Below are 16,450 nucleotides of genomic sequence, written 5' to 3'. Positions count from 1 at the left end.
TGATCACGCGCATAGTTGACACGTGAGCGGTCACGTCACAGCTCTGACGCAGCATCCGGCCCCGGACGGGACGCGTGATGCTGATGCCGTCGTCGGCGCCCCACCCCAGGCGCCCGCCCCGGCACACGCCTCTCACGCCCTGGCCGCAGCCTGCGTCCCCACGCCGCGGCCGCCCCTCCCCGGAAGGCACTGGAAGGCGACATCCGTGACTCTGCCCACGCCCTCGGTCCCGGCCTCGACCCCCGTCTCAGCCACGACCGTGCCTTGTCGGGAGTACTGGTTCGGCCTGCCCGCCCTGCGCACCAGCGCGAGATCCGCCCGCGACGCCGTGCGCGACCGGCTCCGTGCCTGGGAGGTGCCCGGCGACACATGCTGCGACGCGGTGCTGCTGGTCTCCGAACTGACCACGAACGCCGTGCTCCACACCGACAGCGGCCATGTCCTGTGCGGCCTCACGCTGACCGGCGACGAGCGGCGGCTGCGGATCGAACTCCACGACGCCGACCGCACCCCGGTCCGCCCGCCCGAACACCGGGCCGGTCCCGGCGAGGAGAGTGGGCGAGGTCTGCTCCTCGTCCAGCAACTCGCGGACCGCTGGGGCTCCGCACGCTCCACGCGGGCCGAAGGCAAGGTCGTCTGGGCGGAGTTGACGTCCTACCCCTCCTACCTCTGATCCCCCTCATCTCCCTCATCCCCCTCATGCCTCTCGTGTCTCCCTTACAGAAGGCGCCCGCCCATGACCTCCCACCCCCACAGCGAAACCGCTCCTCCCGTCGTGCTGTACGTGTGCGCCGACCGAGCCCGGGGCACGCCTGGTGAAGCCACGCAATGCGCGCAGACAGAAGGCCGCGCTTTCGCCCAGGAACGCGGACTGACGATCGCCGAGGTGGTGACCGACACGTACGGTGAGCCCGACCCGGCCCAGCGCAAAGGGTGGCGGCGCGTGAGGCAGCTGGTACAGACAGGCCATGTCACCGAGGTGCTCGTCCGGTGGCCCAGCGCCATTGCCCCGGAGTCCGCACACGAACTCCGGCACCGCGAGACCGCCTGGCTCCACGACCACGGCGTGCGCGTCCGGTACACGTGGGCGCCCTTGTCCTCGAAGAGCGACGAGGCCTGGTGATCCCTCTCGGCGACGTCTCGGCGACGTCGAGATCTCTGATGGGCGTAGCTGAGAGTCGTCACCCGGGCTGTCACCGGGGTTGTCACCCTGGCCGTCACTACGAGCCGTAGTACAGCCGGAGGAATTCCTCCATCGCCGCGTCGACGCCGGTGCGGTCGCCGGTGGCGAGCAGGTCGAGCAGGAGTCCGCGGACGGTGGCCAGTCCCAGCCTCGCGCGGTTGCGCGCCGCGACAGGGTCCGTTCCCGCGGCAACCTCGGCTGCCACGAGCGGTTCCAGCCAGTCGGCCACGAGTCCGTCCAGGAACGGGGCGCCCTCGGGGCGGCCCCGCAGTGCGAACCCGCAGAGCTCGAAGAAGAGCAGCTCCTGACCAGCGAGTTGAGGGTCCGTCAACTGCTGCCAGAGGCGTCGCGCTGCATCCGCGGGCGAGAGGTCGGGCTCCGCGTGGAGCCGGGACAGCAGTTCGCGCTGACGTCGCTCCGACGTCCGGACGATCTCGACGAGCAGTTGTTCCTTGGTGCCGAAGTAGTGGATCAGCATGCGATGACTGACGCCGATCGCGTCGCCGAGGCGGCGCAGGCTCAGGTCCGCGATTCCGTGTGCCGTGACGTGGTCGACGGCCGCGTCCGTCAGCTGGGCGCGCCGGTCCCCGTCCGTGAGGCGCGTGGTTTCGCGTTCGGGGCGCCGCGCATCATCCGTATTCACCACCTCACGAGTGTACCAATCGGTACATGTCCTCGTGTACCGTGTGGTACATGAGGCCCGTCATCGTGATGATCGATGTTCCGCAGCCGCCCGAGCAGGTCTACGACTTCCTCGACGTCATGGCTCACCACGAGCGATTCACGAACCACTATCTGACCGACTGGCGCTACAGCGGCCCCGGCCGTGGCATCGGATCGTGCGCCACGGTCACCGCCGCACTGGGTGGCACGAAGGCCGACGTCACCATCAAGGTCGTCGAAGCGGATGCGCCGCGGCGCATCATGGAACGGAACGTCAGCGCGGCCGGCCGGCGCGTGGCCCACGGCATCTACACCGTCGAACCGCTGCAGTCCGGCGGGAGCCATGTCTCGTTCACGTACACCTGGGTGCTCGCGCCGCTCTCCGACCGCCTACTGGCGCCCGTTGTCCGGGCCATGATGCGGCGTGTCAACCGTACGGCCATGCGGCGCTTGGCCGCCGAGTTGGACAACTATGTGTCTGCCGCCGGTTCCTGACGTCGATATGTCGGTTGGTCCATGTGGGCTGGGCATACCTGGCTTCCTGGCACACCCATGGCTCAGCCCAGTGTGTCCATCAGGATGGTGACGTAGGCATCCAGTCGTTCCTCCACGGCGCGCGTCGTCAGCTCTGTCCTTCCTGCCTCCCGCCATGGCTGCGCCACCCACCGCACCTCTTCTGAGAACGCCAGCGCGTCCCGCACCAGCCAGTACAGCCGCTCGCTCGCGGCCGCGGCCAGCATCCCGCCGGCCCTCTCGTACGCCTGGGCGAACCGCAGCCCCCATGCGGGCCCGTGCAGCAGCGCGAGATTGGTCGAGCAGTGCGCCACATCGAGATCCGCCGGACCCCAGGAGGTCGCTGCCCAGTCGACGACGCCGGTGATCCGGGCACCCGCTGGTCCTGAGGGCCGCACCTCGAACAGCACGTTGCCGGGCTGGAAGTCCCGGTGCAGGAACCGCCCTTCGTAGGGTGGCGCGGGCTTACGGATCACGTCGATCGCCGCAGCCCATACCGCCGCGTCGGCGCCTTTCGGAACCACGACGGTGTCGGCGGTCGTCAACGCGACGTAATCCCGAGGCCGTTCAGTGGGCCGCACCTCATGAATGGCCACGAGTTGACGGGCCAGTAGAGAGACGCGCGTCTCCAATCCCTCCTCGTCGAGGACCGTACGGCCCGCCATGTGCGTCATGAGGAGGGACGGATACTCGCAGTGCGCGGCGGTCGGATCAACCGCGACCAGTCCAGGAGCCGGCACGCCGGTCCGCGTGAGCAGGGTCAGGGCGTCGGCCTCCCTGCTCAGCCAGTCCTCGGCGTGCCGCACGGAGAACGGGTCGACGAAGCTCCTCAGCACCAGGTCACGAGTGCCTCCGTCCAGCGGCGTCTCGATGGTCAGCCTTCGCATTTCGGCAGTGATGCCGCCGTGCAGCACCTCGGCTCTGACGATCCGCTCGCCGGCCTCCAGCTGCCGGCTCACCCAAGCCAGTGTCGACGGTCGGACAACTGCTGCCTCATCGTGGTTGGTCACCATGCCACCCCATTATCCGGGGGCTCTGCATTATCCGGGGGCTCTGTGAGCGGCCCGGGCACGCGTGGGGCGTGTCCGGGCCGGGCGGTGTCAGTTGAGCTCGTCCGGGTGGGGGCCGGTGCGCAGGTCGCGGTCGAGGGTGGCGATGGCGGCCATCTCGTCGTCGGTGAGGGTGAAGTCGAAGACGTCGAGGTTCTCGCGGATGCGGGCGGGCGTCACCGACTTGGGGATGACGACGTTGCCGAGCTGGAGGTGCCAGCGCAGCACGACCTGGGCGGCGGACTTGCCGGTGCGGGCGGCGATCGTGGTGATCGCCTCGTCCTTGAGGACGGCACCCTGAGCGAGCGGGCTCCACGCCTCGGTGGCGATGCCGAGCGCGGCGTGCTTGGCGCGCAGCTCGCTCTGCTGGAGGCCGGGGTGCAGCTCGATCTGGTTGACCGCCGGGACCAGCTCCGAGTCGGCGATGAGCCGGTCGAGGTGTGCGGGCTGGAAGTTGGACACGCCCGCGGCGCGGATCCGCCCCTCGGCGACGAGCTTCTCGATGGCCTTCCAGGACTCGCGGTACAGGTCGCGGGCCGGGGTCGGCCAGTGGATCAGGTACAGGTCGACATGGTCCAGGCCCAGCTTGTCGAGGCTGGCGTCGAAGGCCCGCAGGGTGGCGTCGTGGCCCTGGTCGGCGTTCCACAGCTTGGTGGTGACGAACAGCTCCTCGCGGGCGATCCCGGAGGCGGCGAGGGCGCGGCCGACGCCGGTCTCGTTGCCGTAGATCGCGGCGGTGTCGATACTGCGGTAACCGGCCTCCAGGGCGGAACTCACCGCGGCGGTGGTCTCGTCGTCGGGTACCTGGAAGACGCCGAAGCCGAGCTGGGGGATCTCGACGCCGTTGTTGAGCTTCACGGTGGGGATGGCGGTCATGATGCGTGTGGCCTTTCAGGCGGTGCGGGTCGTACGGGTGGTACGGGCCGTACGGGTGGTGAGGGTGTAGCGGACGGTCTGGGCGCTGATGAGTCCGTCGCGGAAGACGAACGTGTCGACGCCGTCGGTGACCTCGTGAGTGGCGGTGGTGGCGGTCCACTGCAGGAACAGCACGTTTCCGGCGAAGGTCGGGGTCAACTGCCAGTCGGCGTCGGGGAGATCGGCCAGGAGACGGCCGATTCCCTCCCGTATGCCCTGGTGACCCGTCAGGGTTCCCTCGGGGGTGACGAAGACGGCGTCCTCGGTGTAGTTGGTGGTGATCAGATCGAGGTCCCCGGTGCCGAGCCGCTCCCCGTGGTCGGCGAAGACTTCCTGCGGAGTGCGGGACATCAGGACAGCTCCTCGGTGGCCGCGACGGCCGCGACGGCGAAGCCGTGGTCCTGCTCGGGGGCGCCGCCGCCGACGCCGATCGCGCCGATGAGGCGGCCGTCGCGGTGGACGGGGACGCCGCCGGCGATGAACAGCAGCGGCTTGTCGAGCGCGGTGGGCAGGGTGTGGAACGGCCCGTCGGGCTTGACGAGGTCGACGAGGTCCGCGGTCGGCGCGTCGAGCTGCAGGGCGGTGTAGGCCTTGCGGGTGCTCGTCTCGCCGGAGATCAGCACCGCCCGGTCGTCCCGGCGGAAGGCCAGCAGGTGCCCGCCCGCGTCCAGGACGGTGACGCTCACGGTGACTCCCGCGGCGTCGGCGGCGCGGCGCGCGGCGGTGACGAGGACCTCGGCGTCCTGCGTGGTCAGCGGGGCGACGGGGATGGTGGTGCTCATGACGGTTTCCTTCGCGGATGAGGGATCGGGTGAGGGATCGGATGAGCCGTGGGACGGCTCGGGTTGTGGTGGCGCGTCCCGGTCAGTGCACGACGGTTTCCGGCGTGCTCCGGTCCCTGAGGGACCCTGCTTACGCCACCGGACAATAATTGCACACGCCGGATAACGCAAGCGCGCACTACAGTGGTCTGCATGTACCGTCGCGTGCAATAATTGAGGGAACGGCCCGAAGAAGGAGGCCCCCGTTGACTGCTACTGCCCCCTCGCTCACCGCCCTGGCCCAGGGCTGGTGCGCGCTGTCTCTGCTGCACGGAAAGATCGAGTCCCACCTCGAACGCGCGCTGCAGGCCGGTCATGGCCTGAGCGTGCGCGAGTATTCGCTCCTCGACGTCCTCAGCCGCCAGCACGACGGGGAGGGCGGACACCTGCAGATGAGGCAGGTCGCCGACGCCGTCGTCCTCAGCCAGAGCGCCACCACCCGCCTCGTCACGCGCCTGGAGGACCGCGGCCTGCTCATGCGCTACCTCTGCCCTACCGACCGCCGCGGCATCTACACCAACGTCTCCGACGCCGGACTCAAGCTGCTCGCTGAAGCCCGCCCGACGAACGAGGCGGCCCTGCGGGAGGCGCTGCGGGAAGCCGCCGAGGACCGCCGGCTGGAACCGCTGGTGCGTACCGTCGAAACCGCGCGGACGCCGCCACTGATCGCCGCGGAGGTCAACCCTGTCGACGGGAAGCCGGGTCCGGCTGTGGTGTCGTCCAACTGGTGAGGCGCACCGAGCTGCAGAGCCACGTCACCGATGAAGACGCGGGAGTGACTGGCCCGGCTCCAAGGAGACGGTGGAGTGGCTCACGCCGCAGGATGTCGCCTGGGAGGGAGAAGGAGGCTGAGCTCGATCTCCCGGCGTCGCGCCGCCGGTTCGTGTCCGCCGGTTCCTTCGTGTCGTCCAGTTCCGGTGGCGGGACCCGCGCGGCTCTCCCCGTGTTACAGGCCACTTGGACCCTATCGCTGGTTGTGGTCCGAGAGCGCCGCTGCGGTGGCGTGGGCGAAGCCTTCCGGGCTGTCCAGCATGATGTTGTGCCCACAGTCCGGGACGGAGACCACGGCCACCCCGGCTTCGGTGAGCGCATCGGTTCCCGGGAGCGGGCCGTCGGCCTCGGGCAGCAGATAGGTGCGGGGGATTTTCAGATCCAGCAGAAGCTCACGCATGGTGGGGACGGTGCCGCGAGTGAGGTGGACCGCGCTGCGATGCAGGGCCTCCCGGCCTGCCAGGCGCATCGTGGACCACCAGTGGGAACCAGCCCGTTCGCGGATCTCATCCCAGCCGCCCGCCAGGAACTCCTCCTCGGAGTAGGCGGCGATGCCGCTGCTGCCTGCGGCGCCCGGTGCGGGCGGGATCGGGTCAAGGTTCGCGTCGACCAGGACCAGGCGGGAGACCAGATGGGGGTGCCTGGCGGCCAGGACGATGGCCACCGAGCCACCCATACTGTGCGCGATCAGCTCGACGCCCATGACACCCGCGCTGTTCAGGGCTGCGGCAAGGGCATCGGCATGGGATTCCAGGGTGTAGTCGAAGTCCGTCGGCCGGTCGCTGATGCCGTGCCCGAGCAAGTCGATCAACAGCGAACGACGTCCGGCGAGCAGAGGATGAACCGCAACCTCCGCGAAGTAGGCCGGCGACGTGGCGCCCAGACCATGGACGTAGACGCGGGACGGCTCTTGCCCCGGCAGCTCGACCCAGCGAATCCGGCTGCCCTCGGGTGTCACGGCGGCACTGCGCACAGCCTGCTCCCCTCCACTCCAGATCGACGGAGACGAGAGTAGCCGCCGGGCTTCATGGACCATCACCGATCAAGCCCTGTTCGTCAGTGGGGCTGCGCCCTATTGAAGAGGCTGGTGAGCGGGGTGGTGGCGCCGATGAGTTTGCTGTCCTCGAACGGTCTACCCAGCGACACGGCCGTTCTCGACAGGAGTGACATGTCCACCATCCAGCCAGTGATCGTGACTGCCGACCACGACGTTCTGCTCGGCTTCTATACGAAATTGTTCGGCGCCGAGGAGATTTTCCGGGTGCCGGCGGAAGGCCCCGTCTTCTACCTCGGCCTGCGCATCGGCGACACCGACCTCGGGCTGGTGGCCAAGGCGGACGCGGGGACCGGGGCGGCGTCGCGGATCCTGCTCAGCATCGCCGTAGACGACGTCGACGAGACGCTCGGCCGGGTGGAGGCGCTGGGCGGTTCGGTCCGCGGCGGCCCCAACGACATGCCGTGGGGGCAACGCGTCGCCCACATCCAGGACCCCGACGGCAACCCGGTGAACCTCACTCAGCCGATCCCGGCCCGGTGACACTGTTCCGGGGCATGCGGGGCATGCGCTGATCGTGGACTACCTGTGGTGGAGACGGTGTCGGTGATCCGTAGGCGATGTGTCGGGGGCCGCTGGAACCGTGGGTGGCGAGCTGTCCCGCAGGCAGCCGCAGCCGCAGCCGCCTTCAACAGCAAGGGAACCCCGCCGCCATGCCCTCCATGTCGTCCACGCCCTCCACCCCGCCCTGGGATGTTCAACGGCTGCCACGTGCCGACGGCAGCGTCTTCCTGGTCACCGGCGGCAATGCCGGCATCGGGTACTTCGTCGCCGAGCAGTTGTCCGCGACCGGAGCCACCGTCGTACTGGGCAGCCGGAATCCCGCGAAGGCCGAAGCCGCCACGGCCTCGATCCGCTCACGTGTCCCTGGCGCGCGCGTGCGGGCCGTCCGGCTGGACCTCGCCGACCTCTCGTCGCTCAGAACAGCGGCGGAATCACTGGATGTGGACTCCCTCGACGCGGTGGTCCACAACGCCGGCGTCGCGCTCGACGCCCCGCCGCGCCGGGAGACCGCAGACGGTCACGAGCTCATGTTCGGCACGAACCACCTCGGGCACTTCGCGCTGACCCACTGGCTGATGCCGCTCCTGTCGGCCGCACCGGCGGCCCGCATCGTGACCATGGGCAGCTTCGCGGCGAAGTCGGAACGCCTCGATCTCGACGACCTGCAGTCCCGGAAGGACTACCTGCCCAAGCGCACCTACGGACGCTCCAAGCTGGCGCAGATGTACTTCGGCCTCGAACTCGACCGCCGTCTGCGCGCCGTCGACAGCAGGGTGGCAAGCGTGGTGGCCCATCCCGGCGGCGCGCTGGACTCCCTGACCCCGTCACGGCCGCCCGTCCATGTGCGGACCGCCGGCGCGCGGCTGTGCGGTGCGCCGGCCGCCCTCCTCGTCCAGGGCAAGCACGCCGGCGCATGGCCCGCGGTCCGAGCGGTGCTCGACCCCACCGTGCGCGGAGGGCAGCTGTGGGGACCGCGCGTCTTCAGCTTGCGCGGCAAGCCCCGACATGAACGGGCGTGGAACCACCTCACCGACACCTCCGTAGCGGCCCGACTGTGGGACGCCAGCCGAGACCTGACGGGCGTCGAACTCGGCACCGTCCGCGGATAGCGCGGTCAGTCGGCCACAGCCGCCGCCGACTCCGCCGCCGACTCGGACTCCGGCTCCGCCCCCGACTCCACGGCGGCGTTCTCCTCGCGCAGCGCCGACCTGCGCCGGCCGAACGCCAGGTAGAGGACGGTCGCCACGGTCAGCCAGGCCAGGAACAACGTCCAGGTCAGGCCCGGCAGTTGGTACGCGAGGTAGGCGCAGGACACCGCGGTGAGGATCGGGACCACCGGGTAGAGGGGGACCCGGAAGGGGCGCGGGGCGTCGGGGGCGATGCGGCGCAGCACCATCACCGCCGCGGCCACCGCCACGAATGCGATCAGCGTGCCCAAGCTGGTCAGGTCGGCCAGCTCCTGCAGCGGCACGAACCCGGCCAGCGCGGCCACCGCGACGCCGACGATCCACGAATTGGCGGCCGGCGTGTGCCGCTTGCGGTCCACGCGGCGGAACACCTGCGGGACCAGGCCGTCGCGGGCCATGGAGAACAGGATGCGGGTCTGCCCGTACAGGGTGACCAGCACGACGCTGAAGATGGAGACGACCGCGCCCGCGGAGAGGATCAGCGCGGCCTTGCCGGAACCGGTGACCGTCGTGAGGATCTCCGCAAGCACCGCGTCGCCCGCCGCCTCCTGGCGGGCGAACGCCCCTTCCGGCTGGGCCCCGATGCCGGAGACCGCGACCAGGATGTAGAGGGCCGTCACCACGAACAGCGTGAGCAGCAACCCGAGCGGGATGGTGCGGCGCGGGTTGCGGACCTCCTCGCCCGCCGTGGACACCGCGTCGAAACCGACGTACGAGAAGAAGACCGCGGAGGCCGCCGCCGTGATCCCGCCCAGGCCGTGCGGCGCGAAGTGCGTGAACCGGTCGGCGTCGAACGCCGTGAACGCCACCACCACGAACATCACGAGGACGGCGAGCTTCACGCACACCAAGATGGAGTTGACCAGGATGGATTCCCGGGTGCCGCGGGCCAGCAGAGCCGTGCAGGCGATCACGACCACGATCGCCGGGATGTTCACCAGGCCGCCCGTGCCCGGCGGTTGACTGATCGCGTCGGGCAGTGTGACGCCGAAGACCGCGTCGGACACCTGGTTGAGGTACTGGCCCCAGCTGACCGCGACCGTCGACACGGCCACCCCGTACTCCAGGACCAGACACCAGGCGACCAGGTACGCGATCCCCTCGCCCAGCGAGGCGTACGCATACGAGTAGGTGCTGCCCGCCACCGGGATCGCCCCGGCCAGCTCGACGTAGCACAGCGCCGCGAGCGCGGCCACGACGCCGGCGATGACGAACGACAGCACGACGCCAGGACCGGCCGTCGGCACGCTCGTCCCGAGCACGAAGAAGATGCCGGTGCCGAGCACGGAGCTGATCCCGAGCAGCGTCAGCCGCCCGAGACCCATGGTGCGCTCGAGGCGGGGGCCGTCGTGCGCCGTTCCCTCGGCATCCGCGACGATGCTGTCCAGGGGTTTGCGGCGGCACAGTTGAGTGGCCACGGGGCCCATGGGTCCTCCTGTACGACTGGTAATTCGACGACTGGTGGTTCGACGAGTGGTCGGTGTGGGAGCGGATCCTTCGGGACGGGCACGCCGGGCACATTGGCCGATGGGCACACGTGCCGCGCGAGGTGTTGGCCGATGCCACAACCCGGCGCGTGCGCGATCGGTCGAGCATGGTGGGCAGACCCCTGCGAACACCCCTGCGAACACAGACGCGAAGGAGAACCGCCGTGCCCCTCGATCTCGCCGCCGACGTCGTCACGCTCACCGAGGCGCTGGTCGACATGCCGTCCGAGAGCGGCGCCGAGGGCCCGCTCGCCGACGCCGTGGAGGCGGCGCTGCGCGCGCTGCCCGGGCTCGACGTGGAGCGTGTCGGCAACTCCGTCGTCGCCCGCACCGACGCCGGCCACGGCGAGCGGGTCGTCATCGCCGGGCACCTCGACACGGTGCCGGAGGCCGGCAACCTCCCGGCGCGCCGCGACGGCGAGCGGCTGTACGGGCTCGGCGCCTGCGACATGAAGGCCGGAGTGGCGGTCGCTCTGAAGCTGGCCGCCGCCGTCGCGGGCCGGCCGCTGCACCGCGATGTGACCTTCGCCTTCTACGAGTGCGAGGAGATCGTCGGCGACCGCAACGGCCTCGCCGTGATCGCCGCCCGCCGGCCCGAACTCCTGGCCGGCGACCTGGCGTTGCTGCTCGAACCCTCCGACGCCGGCGTGGAGGCCGGCTGCCAGGGCTTCCTCCTCGCCGACATCGTCGTACCCGGGCAGCGGGCGCACACCGCCCGCGCCTGGATGGGCGCCAACGCCGCGCACCTCGCCGGCGACGTCCTCACCCGGCTGCACGCCCACGAACCCGAGCGGATCCGGATCGACGGCCTTGAGTACCGCGAGGGCCTCAACGCCGTCGCCGTGCGCGCCGGAGTGTCCTCCAACGTCGTGCCCGACGAGTGCGTGGTCACCGTCAATCTCCGCTTCGCGCCCAGCCGTTCACCCGAGCAGGCCGAGGCGTACCTGCGCGGCCTCTTCCCCGAGTACGAGCTGCGCGTCACCGAGGCCGAACCGGGAGCCCTGCCCGGGCTCGACCGGCCCATGGCGGCCGGTCTGGTGAAGGCGCTCGGTGTCGAACCCAGGCCGAAGCTCGGCTGGACCGACGTCGCCCGCTTCGCCGCGCTCGGCACCCCGGCCCTCAACTGCGGCCCCGGCGACCCCCAACTGGCGCACACACCCGGCGAGTTCGTGCCGATGGCCGAGGTGCGCGCGTGCGAGGAGCGGCTGCGGGACTGGCTGCTCGGCCAGTAACACGCGCCGAAGAGGGGGTTGGCGGGGTTACCCCCGCAGCCCCGCCAACGTGCGCAACTGCAGCCACAACACAAGCCGTTGGTCCGGATCGTCCAGGTCGATGCCGAGCTGCTGCTGCGCCTTGCGCAGCCGGTAGCGGCAGGTGTTGGGGTGTACGACGAGCCGCTGAGCCGCCCGCGCGGCGTCGCAGCCGGCGTCCAGCCAGCAGATCAGCGTACGGGCGTACTCGGTGCCGTGCTCCGCGTCGTGCGCCAGCACCTGCTGCCAGGGCCCTGCCGCCTGCTCCCGGCGCCCGGCCAGGAACTCGGCCAGGACCAGCAGCGTCGTCTGCGCCCGCACCTGCCCGGCGTCGGCGACCTCTCCGGCGCGCAGCACCCGCAGCACCAGATCGGCGTCCGCGCGCGAGTCCCGCACCCCGGCGACACCCGCCGCCGTGTGCCCGAGACCCGCCCGTACCGGGAGCCGCAGCGCCTCCTCCGCGCGGCGCACGATGTCCTCCGCGATCCGCAGATGCCGCCCGGCGGCATGGTCGGCGGCCCCCACCACCGGCAGCAGCGCGTACACCACACCGTCGAGCAGCACACAGGCGTGCTGCCCGTAGCGGGTCTGGCACTGCAGCCGGACCAGGTCAAGGAGCCGCAGCGCCGCCTGACCGCCGTCCTGCACCGTCGCCGCGCCGTCAAGCGCGAACGCCGCCACCCGCGCCGAGGTGTCGGGAGCGAGGCCCAACCGGTGTGCGGCGGCGGCCGGTTCGATCGAGCCGTCGAGCAGCCGGCGCAGCACATCGCTGCTCACATGCCGGGCCAGCTCCTCGGCGGCCCGCGCCCGCAGCAGCAGCATCGCGGCGGCCGAGGCCCCCTGGCGTAGCGCGTCCTCCGCGCCGGGGGCCAGCTCGCCGCTGTCCACCGCCCAGATGGAGCCGAGCAGTTCACCGCCCGCACGCACCGTGAGGGCCAGGCGCGGCAGCTCGTCGGCGGCCACCCCGGGCAGTCGCAGCGGGCCCTCGGCGGCGTACAGCAGGCGGTAGTCGTCGTCGTTCTCCGGGCTGCCGGGGACCTGGCGGCCGAGGATCCCCTGCCGTCGCGTCTCGTCCACCGGCTGACCGGGGACCGTCGAGTACGCGAGGACCTGCCGGCCCAGGTCCTCCACGGCTATCGCCCCGCCGACCGCCGCGGCGACCGCGTTGGCCAGCGCGAACAGATCGCCCGGCAGCGCGTCCTCGCCCAGCGGCGCCGTCCGTGCCCCCGCCGCCCCGACCACGGACGACAGCAGCTGGAACACCTGGTGCCAGGCGGCGTCCCGGTCCGCGGCGAGCAGCGCCGTTCCCGCCGCCTCGGCCGCCGGCACGGCCTCGGCCTGCGCCCCGTCGCCGCGCACCACCACACCCGCCATCCCGGCCCGCCCAGCCGACCGCACCAGAGGCCCCGCCTCGCCCGCGCGCACCCCCACCGCGAGCAGCAGAGCACCCGGCCCCCGCTCCGGCACCGGCGCGTGCGGATCGTGCAGCAGCACCTCCGTGACCGGCGCCGTGAGCCCGTGGGGCGCGCTGAGCAGGCGCAGCGTGGAGCCGCCGAGAGCGTCGAGGAGGTTTCCCAGCGTGCACGTGTCCATGGGTGAACCTTTCACCGGTGGCGGAAGCAGCCGATTGGCCGATCGCAACAGGCTAGACGCCGATGATTGGCCTCCTCCACAAGCCCCCGCCCGGCCCGCGCCCCGAGACTCATGACCATGAACGAAGTGACGACCTCGACTGTCGACGATGTCGCCGGCCTGCGGGCGGTGGCCGACTTCTTCGCCGACGTGTGGCAGATGCCCCGCTCCGCCCCGCCCTTCCACACCGACGTCCTGCACAGCGTCGCCCACGCCGGAGGCGCCGTGCACGCGGCCCGCTCGGGCGGCGACGTGGTCGGCGCCTCGGTGGCGGTGTTCGGGCCGCCCGCCGAGTGCGACGTGTACTCGCTGGCCGCCGCGGCCGGCGTCTCCGACCGCGGCACCGGCTATGCCGTGAAGCAGGCCCAGCGCGTCTGGGCGCTGGAGCGCGGCGCCCGCACCATGCGCTGGACGTTCGACCCGCTGGTCGCCCGTAACGCCCGGTTCAACCTGGTCAAGCTGGGCGCGGTCGCCAGCGAGTACCAGGTCGACTTCTACGGCCCGATGGACGACGGCATCAACAACGGCGACGAGACCGACCGCCTCACCGCCCTGTGGGACCTGACCGCCGACGCCGCGCACGCCCCCGACCCGACCGAGGGCCGCGTCGCGGCCCCCGACCTGGCCGAGGGCCGCACCGGGGCCGCCGTGATCGCCAAAGCCCCCGACGGCGGCCCGCTCGCCGCCCGCGACGAAACCCGCCTGTGGTGCCGCGTCCCCGAGGACATCGTCGCCCTGCGCACCAGCGACCCCGCCACCGCGCTGCGCTGGCGGCACGCCGTACGCGAGGTCTTCACCACGGCCTACGCGGAGGGAATGCGGGCGACCGCGATGTCCCGCGACGGCTGGTACCAGCTCACCCACCTCACCACCACCACCCAGGAGGACCAGGCATGAAGATCGAACGCGTCGAACTGCTGCACATCGCGATCCCGCTGGTCAAGCCGTTCCGCACGTCGTTCGGCAGCGTCGACAGCAAGGACGCCTTCCTGCTGCACGTGATCACCGACGAGGCCGAAGGCTGGTCCGAGTTCGCGGGCGACCCCGACCCCCTGTACTGCTCCGAGTTCATCGCCGGCGCCGAGATCGTCATCCGTGACTTCCTGCTACCGCGCGTCAAGGCGCTGCCCGAGCCCCGGGCGGCCGCAGCCGGCGCCGCGATGGCACCCGTCAAGGGCAACGAGCTGGCGAAGGCCGCCCTTGAGACGGCGCTGCTCGACGCCGAACTGCGCGCGCACGGCATGCCGTTGGCCACCTACCTCGGCTCGACGACCGGGCAGCGCGTGCCCGCCGGCGTCTCCGTCGGCATCAAGGACTCCATCCCGGAACTCCTCGACGACGTCGAGGAATACCTCGCCGACGGGTACGTCCGCATCAAGCTGAAGATCGAGCCCGGCTGGGACCTCGAGCCGCTGCGCGCCGTACGCGAACGCTTCGGCGACGCGCTGCCGCTGCAAGTGGACGCCAACACCGCGTACACCCTCGCCGACGCCGAACACCTGGGCAAGCTCGACGAGTTCGGCCTGCTGCTCATCGAGGAGCCGCTCACCGAGAACGACCTGCGCGCCCACGCGAACCTCCAGCGGCGCATCAATACCCCGGTCTGCCTGGACGAGTCGATCCACAGCGCGCGCGACGCCGCCACCGCCATCGCGATGGAGGCCTGCCGGATCATCAACGTCAAGCCCGCCCGCGTCGGCGGCTACCTCGAGGCCCGCCGCATCCACGACGTGGCCCAGGCCAACGGGGTGCCGGTGTGGTGCGGCGGCATGCTCGAGACCGGCATCGGCCGGGCCCCCAACCTGGCCCTTGCCGCCCTGCCCGGCTTCACCCTGCCCGGCGACACCTCCGCCACCAGCCGCTACTACGCCGAGGACATCACCGAGCCGTTCGTCCTCGAGGACGGCTGCCTGCGCGTCCCGTCGGGCCCCGGCATCGGCATCGACCCCCTGCCGGACACGCTGGCCCGCTTCACCACCGCCACACACCTGCTGTAGGCGGCCGGGCATACGCGATTGGCGGTGCGGTGCGGGGGGGGCATGCCGAGCGGGAGGACTGTTCGTTGTGCGGGACGGCCTGGGGCCCGTAGTTTTGTGCCGTCGGAGATCAAGTGGTGGGAGCCTGCGCACGATGCGAGAGCACGCATGATGACGAGTCCGATCTCCGAGGCCGATGGACGGGCGGGCTCTCCGGATTCCGAGCAGGCAACCGGCGGACTGATCATCTTTTTGAACGGCACGTCGAGCTCGGGCAAGTCAAGCATCGCCAGGGAGCTGGTCCGCATCCTTGGTGAGCCGTGCTTTCACATGCCCGTGGACGCATTCCACGCCATGCGATCAGGGCCTGAGATGGCACCGGACCAGCTGAGCGTCGTGCTCAAGCGCACCTGGATGGGGTTTCACCGTGCGGTCGCGGGTATGGCTGCGGCGGGCAACATCGTCGTCGTGGACCACGTCCTGAGCGAGCCGTGGCGCCTCCACGACTGCCTGGCTCTGTTTCCCCCTCAGGACGTCGTCCTCGTCGGAGTCCGTTGTCCTTTGCCGGAGCTGGAACGCCGCGAGCAAGCACGTGGTGATCGTCCGGCAGGCCTGGCTGCCCGCCAGTTCGACCGCGTCCATGCCCACGGCATCTACGACATCGAGTGCGACACGGGCAGTTCGAGCCCCACCGAATGCGCTCAGAAGATCAAGGCCTTCCTTCGCCGGCGGACGACCCCCACTGCGTTTGAACGCCTGGGGCCAGGAAGCCTCGCCCGAACCGTGGTGGGGCGAGACCGAACTCCCTTGCCGTCCTGACCCGGCGCTTGCCAGAGCCGTAAGCCGCCGCATGGTGGTCGGATGTGAGTCAGCTTGCGGCGTGCTCTTCAGCTCGTGCGCGTGTGACCGGGCGCTGTGCCATAGGGCCCGATCGCGGCTCCGCCGGGTCAGCTCGCGTTGATTCGCGACTTCTTGACCTTGTTGCCGCAAGTGTTCGTGACTCCTCCCCCGCCTAAAGGTGGGGGCTTTTCGCTAGGCCGGGTTGGCGTCGCGATGGACCAGCCCGGCCCGTAGAACGTTCAGGGCGCCCACCGTGTCCGCGTGTGCTTGGTGGCCGCAGGACTGGCAGTGGAACTTCTCCTGGGTGGGCCGGTTCTCCGCTGAGACGTGCCCGCATTCGGGGCAGGTCCGGGAGGTGTTGCGGGGGTCCACGGCGATCACTTCCCGTCCGGCGCTTTCAGCCTTGGCGTGCAGGATCGTCAGGAACACCCCCCATCCGGCATCCGCGATCGAGTGGTTGAGTCCGGCTTTCGCGGCGGCCCCGTTGGGCAGGAAGCTGCCCGGCTGATCGGGATCCGGCTTCGGCGCGGGGGCCTTGACCATGTTGCGGATCTTGAGGTCTTCGTGCGCGATGAAGTCGTGCTCACGAACGAGGTCAAGAGCTG

Annotated in this window: 19 protein-coding genes; 10 read left to right on the top strand and 9 right to left on the bottom strand. The window is 70.8% G+C overall.

Annotated elements, in window-relative coordinates; all coding sequences use genetic code 11:
• The first annotated feature begins 205 nt into the window (after window positions 1–205).
• Together EOT10_RS30510 and EOT10_RS30505 are read left to right on the top strand one after the other, a co-directional pair.
• Window positions 206–673 carry an ATP-binding protein gene (locus EOT10_RS30510; RefSeq protein ID WP_223281302.1) on the top strand — a complete coding sequence of 156 codons (468 nt, stop codon included), beginning with the start codon at window positions 206–208 and terminating at the stop codon, window positions 671–673.
• A gap of 63 nt (window positions 674–736) precedes the next feature.
• Complete coding sequence (locus EOT10_RS30505; RefSeq protein WP_223281301.1) at window positions 737–1,123, top strand: recombinase family protein; 387 nt, start codon at window positions 737–739, stop codon at window positions 1,121–1,123.
• A gap of 97 nt (window positions 1,124–1,220) precedes the next feature.
• On the opposite strand, the gene EOT10_RS30500 is transcribed toward EOT10_RS30505, so the two are convergent.
• Window positions 1,221–1,829 (bottom strand): TetR/AcrR family transcriptional regulator, encoded by a 609-nt coding sequence (locus tag EOT10_RS30500; RefSeq protein WP_127831601.1) that lies wholly within the window; start codon window positions 1,827–1,829, stop codon window positions 1,221–1,223.
• Window positions 1,830–1,876: 47 nt separating this feature from the next.
• Here EOT10_RS30500 and EOT10_RS30495 point away from each other — a divergent pair, with 47 nt between their 5' ends.
• A complete protein-coding gene (locus EOT10_RS30495; RefSeq protein WP_127831600.1) occupies window positions 1,877–2,341 on the top strand; it encodes an SRPBCC family protein in 465 nt (154 codons plus the stop codon).
• A 62-nt stretch (window positions 2,342–2,403) separates the two neighbouring features.
• Here EOT10_RS30495 and EOT10_RS30490 read toward each other — a convergent pair whose 3' ends face one another.
• The 4 genes from EOT10_RS30490 to EOT10_RS30475 form a co-directional block, all read right to left on the bottom strand.
• Window positions 2,404–3,372 carry a phosphotransferase family protein gene (locus EOT10_RS30490; RefSeq protein ID WP_189492262.1) on the bottom strand — a complete coding sequence of 323 codons (969 nt, stop codon included), beginning with the start codon at window positions 3,370–3,372 and terminating at the stop codon, window positions 2,404–2,406.
• Window positions 3,373–3,459: 87 nt separating this feature from the next.
• Window positions 3,460–4,284: an aldo/keto reductase gene (locus tag EOT10_RS30485; protein ID WP_223281300.1), complete on the bottom strand. Its 825-nt coding sequence runs from the start codon at window positions 4,282–4,284 to the stop codon at window positions 3,460–3,462.
• Between the two features lie 15 nt (window positions 4,285–4,299).
• On the bottom strand, window positions 4,300–4,674 hold the full coding sequence (locus tag EOT10_RS30480) for a nuclear transport factor 2 family protein (protein WP_127831598.1): 375 nt from the start codon (window positions 4,672–4,674) through the stop codon (window positions 4,300–4,302).
• Window positions 4,674–5,105, bottom strand: coding sequence for a GlcG/HbpS family heme-binding protein (locus EOT10_RS30475; RefSeq protein WP_127831597.1), 432 nt, complete (start codon window positions 5,103–5,105; stop codon window positions 4,674–4,676). Before EOT10_RS30475 ends, EOT10_RS30480 begins: the two co-directional genes overlap by 1 nt.
• Before the next feature lie 245 nt (window positions 5,106–5,350).
• On the opposite strand from EOT10_RS30475, the gene EOT10_RS30470 reads away from it, so the two are divergent.
• Window positions 5,351–5,875 carry a MarR family winged helix-turn-helix transcriptional regulator gene (locus EOT10_RS30470; RefSeq protein ID WP_127831596.1) on the top strand — a complete coding sequence of 175 codons (525 nt, stop codon included), beginning with the start codon at window positions 5,351–5,353 and terminating at the stop codon, window positions 5,873–5,875.
• A gap of 233 nt (window positions 5,876–6,108) precedes the next feature.
• On the opposite strand, the gene EOT10_RS30465 is transcribed toward EOT10_RS30470, so the two are convergent.
• Window positions 6,109–6,888, bottom strand: a complete 780-nt coding sequence (locus tag EOT10_RS30465; protein ID WP_127831595.1) for an alpha/beta fold hydrolase — start codon at window positions 6,886–6,888, stop codon at window positions 6,109–6,111.
• A gap of 195 nt (window positions 6,889–7,083) precedes the next feature.
• Here EOT10_RS30465 and EOT10_RS30460 point away from each other — a divergent pair, with 195 nt between their 5' ends.
• Together EOT10_RS30460 and EOT10_RS30455 are read left to right on the top strand one after the other, a co-directional pair.
• Window positions 7,084–7,452: a VOC family protein gene (locus tag EOT10_RS30460; RefSeq protein WP_127831594.1), complete on the top strand. Its 369-nt coding sequence runs from the start codon at window positions 7,084–7,086 to the stop codon at window positions 7,450–7,452.
• Between the two features lie 179 nt (window positions 7,453–7,631).
• On the top strand, window positions 7,632–8,582 hold the full coding sequence (locus EOT10_RS30455; RefSeq protein ID WP_127831593.1) for an SDR family NAD(P)-dependent oxidoreductase: 951 nt from the start codon (window positions 7,632–7,634) through the stop codon (window positions 8,580–8,582).
• A 5-nt stretch (window positions 8,583–8,587) separates the two neighbouring features.
• On the opposite strand, the gene EOT10_RS30450 is transcribed toward EOT10_RS30455, so the two are convergent.
• The gene (locus tag EOT10_RS30450) at window positions 8,588–10,087 is read right to left on the bottom strand and encodes an APC family permease (RefSeq protein WP_127831592.1); all 1,500 of its coding nucleotides are present in this window, start codon (window positions 10,085–10,087) and stop codon (window positions 8,588–8,590) included.
• Between the two features lie 167 nt (window positions 10,088–10,254).
• On the opposite strand from EOT10_RS30450, the gene dapE reads away from it, so the two are divergent.
• The gene (dapE, locus tag EOT10_RS30445; protein ID WP_127831591.1) at window positions 10,255–11,379 is read left to right on the top strand and encodes a succinyl-diaminopimelate desuccinylase; all 1,125 of its coding nucleotides are present in this window, start codon (window positions 10,255–10,257) and stop codon (window positions 11,377–11,379) included.
• A 27-nt stretch (window positions 11,380–11,406) separates the two neighbouring features.
• Here dapE and EOT10_RS30440 read toward each other — a convergent pair whose 3' ends face one another.
• Complete coding sequence (locus EOT10_RS30440) at window positions 11,407–12,990, bottom strand: PucR family transcriptional regulator (protein ID WP_127831590.1); 1,584 nt, start codon at window positions 12,988–12,990, stop codon at window positions 11,407–11,409.
• A gap of 117 nt (window positions 12,991–13,107) precedes the next feature.
• Here EOT10_RS30440 and EOT10_RS30435 point away from each other — a divergent pair, with 117 nt between their 5' ends.
• The 3 genes from EOT10_RS30435 (at window position 13,108) to EOT10_RS30425 (ending at window position 15,824) form a co-directional block, all read left to right on the top strand.
• A complete protein-coding gene (locus tag EOT10_RS30435; protein ID WP_127831589.1) occupies window positions 13,108–13,926 on the top strand; it encodes a chorismate synthase in 819 nt (272 codons plus the stop codon).
• A complete protein-coding gene (menC, locus tag EOT10_RS30430; RefSeq protein WP_127831588.1) occupies window positions 13,923–15,026 on the top strand; it encodes an o-succinylbenzoate synthase in 1,104 nt (367 codons plus the stop codon). The genes EOT10_RS30435 and menC overlap by 4 nt, the downstream gene beginning before the upstream one ends.
• Before the next feature lie 150 nt (window positions 15,027–15,176).
• Window positions 15,177–15,824: a chloramphenicol phosphotransferase CPT family protein gene (locus tag EOT10_RS30425; RefSeq protein WP_127831743.1), complete on the top strand. Its 648-nt coding sequence runs from the start codon at window positions 15,177–15,179 to the stop codon at window positions 15,822–15,824.
• Between the two features lie 213 nt (window positions 15,825–16,037).
• Here the strand turns inward: EOT10_RS30425 and EOT10_RS30420 are convergent.
• Window positions 16,038–16,450 (bottom strand): RNA-guided endonuclease InsQ/TnpB family protein (locus EOT10_RS30420; protein WP_146003143.1); only part of this gene is annotated, 413 nt, incomplete at its 5' end.

Origin of the sequence: Streptomyces antnestii (assembly GCF_004005495.1) — a bacterium.
Taxonomy (GTDB): domain Bacteria; phylum Actinomycetota; class Actinomycetes; order Streptomycetales; family Streptomycetaceae; genus Streptomyces; species Streptomyces antnestii.
The sequence above is the reverse complement of the archived record's forward strand: the minus strand, read 5'-3'. Positions and strand labels throughout refer to the sequence as shown.

What these genes read in the sequence shown, in the direction of transcription:
- EOT10_RS30505 (WP_223281301.1), top strand. Translation starts at nt 737, where the DNA reads ATGACCTCCCACCCCCACAGCGAAACCGCTCCTCCCGTCGTGCTGTAC.
- EOT10_RS30495 (WP_127831600.1), top strand. Translation starts at nt 1,877, where the DNA reads ATGAGGCCCGTCATCGTGATGATCGATGTTCCGCAGCCGCCCGAGCAG.
- EOT10_RS30490 (WP_189492262.1), bottom strand. Translation starts at nt 3,372, where the DNA reads ATGGTGACCAACCACGATGAGGCAGCAGTTGTCCGACCGTCGACACTG.
- EOT10_RS30485 (WP_223281300.1), bottom strand. Translation starts at nt 4,284, where the DNA reads ATGACCGCCATCCCCACCGTGAAGCTCAACAACGGCGTCGAGATCCCC.
- EOT10_RS30480 (WP_127831598.1), bottom strand. Translation starts at nt 4,674, where the DNA reads ATGTCCCGCACTCCGCAGGAAGTCTTCGCCGACCACGGGGAGCGGCTC.
- EOT10_RS30475 (WP_127831597.1), bottom strand. Translation starts at nt 5,105, where the DNA reads ATGAGCACCACCATCCCCGTCGCCCCGCTGACCACGCAGGACGCCGAG.
- EOT10_RS30460 (WP_127831594.1), top strand. Translation starts at nt 7,084, where the DNA reads ATGTCCACCATCCAGCCAGTGATCGTGACTGCCGACCACGACGTTCTG.
- EOT10_RS30455 (WP_127831593.1), top strand. Translation starts at nt 7,632, where the DNA reads ATGTCGTCCACGCCCTCCACCCCGCCCTGGGATGTTCAACGGCTGCCA.
- EOT10_RS30450 (WP_127831592.1), bottom strand. Translation starts at nt 10,087, where the DNA reads ATGGGCCCCGTGGCCACTCAACTGTGCCGCCGCAAACCCCTGGACAGC.
- dapE (WP_127831591.1), top strand. Translation starts at nt 10,255, where the DNA reads ATGGTGGGCAGACCCCTGCGAACACCCCTGCGAACACAGACGCGAAGG.
- EOT10_RS30440 (WP_127831590.1), bottom strand. Translation starts at nt 12,990, where the DNA reads ATGGACACGTGCACGCTGGGAAACCTCCTCGACGCTCTCGGCGGCTCC.
- EOT10_RS30435 (WP_127831589.1), top strand. Translation starts at nt 13,108, where the DNA reads ATGAACGAAGTGACGACCTCGACTGTCGACGATGTCGCCGGCCTGCGG.
- menC (WP_127831588.1), top strand. Translation starts at nt 13,923, where the DNA reads ATGAAGATCGAACGCGTCGAACTGCTGCACATCGCGATCCCGCTGGTC.
- EOT10_RS30425 (WP_127831743.1), top strand. Translation starts at nt 15,177, where the DNA reads ATGACGAGTCCGATCTCCGAGGCCGATGGACGGGCGGGCTCTCCGGAT.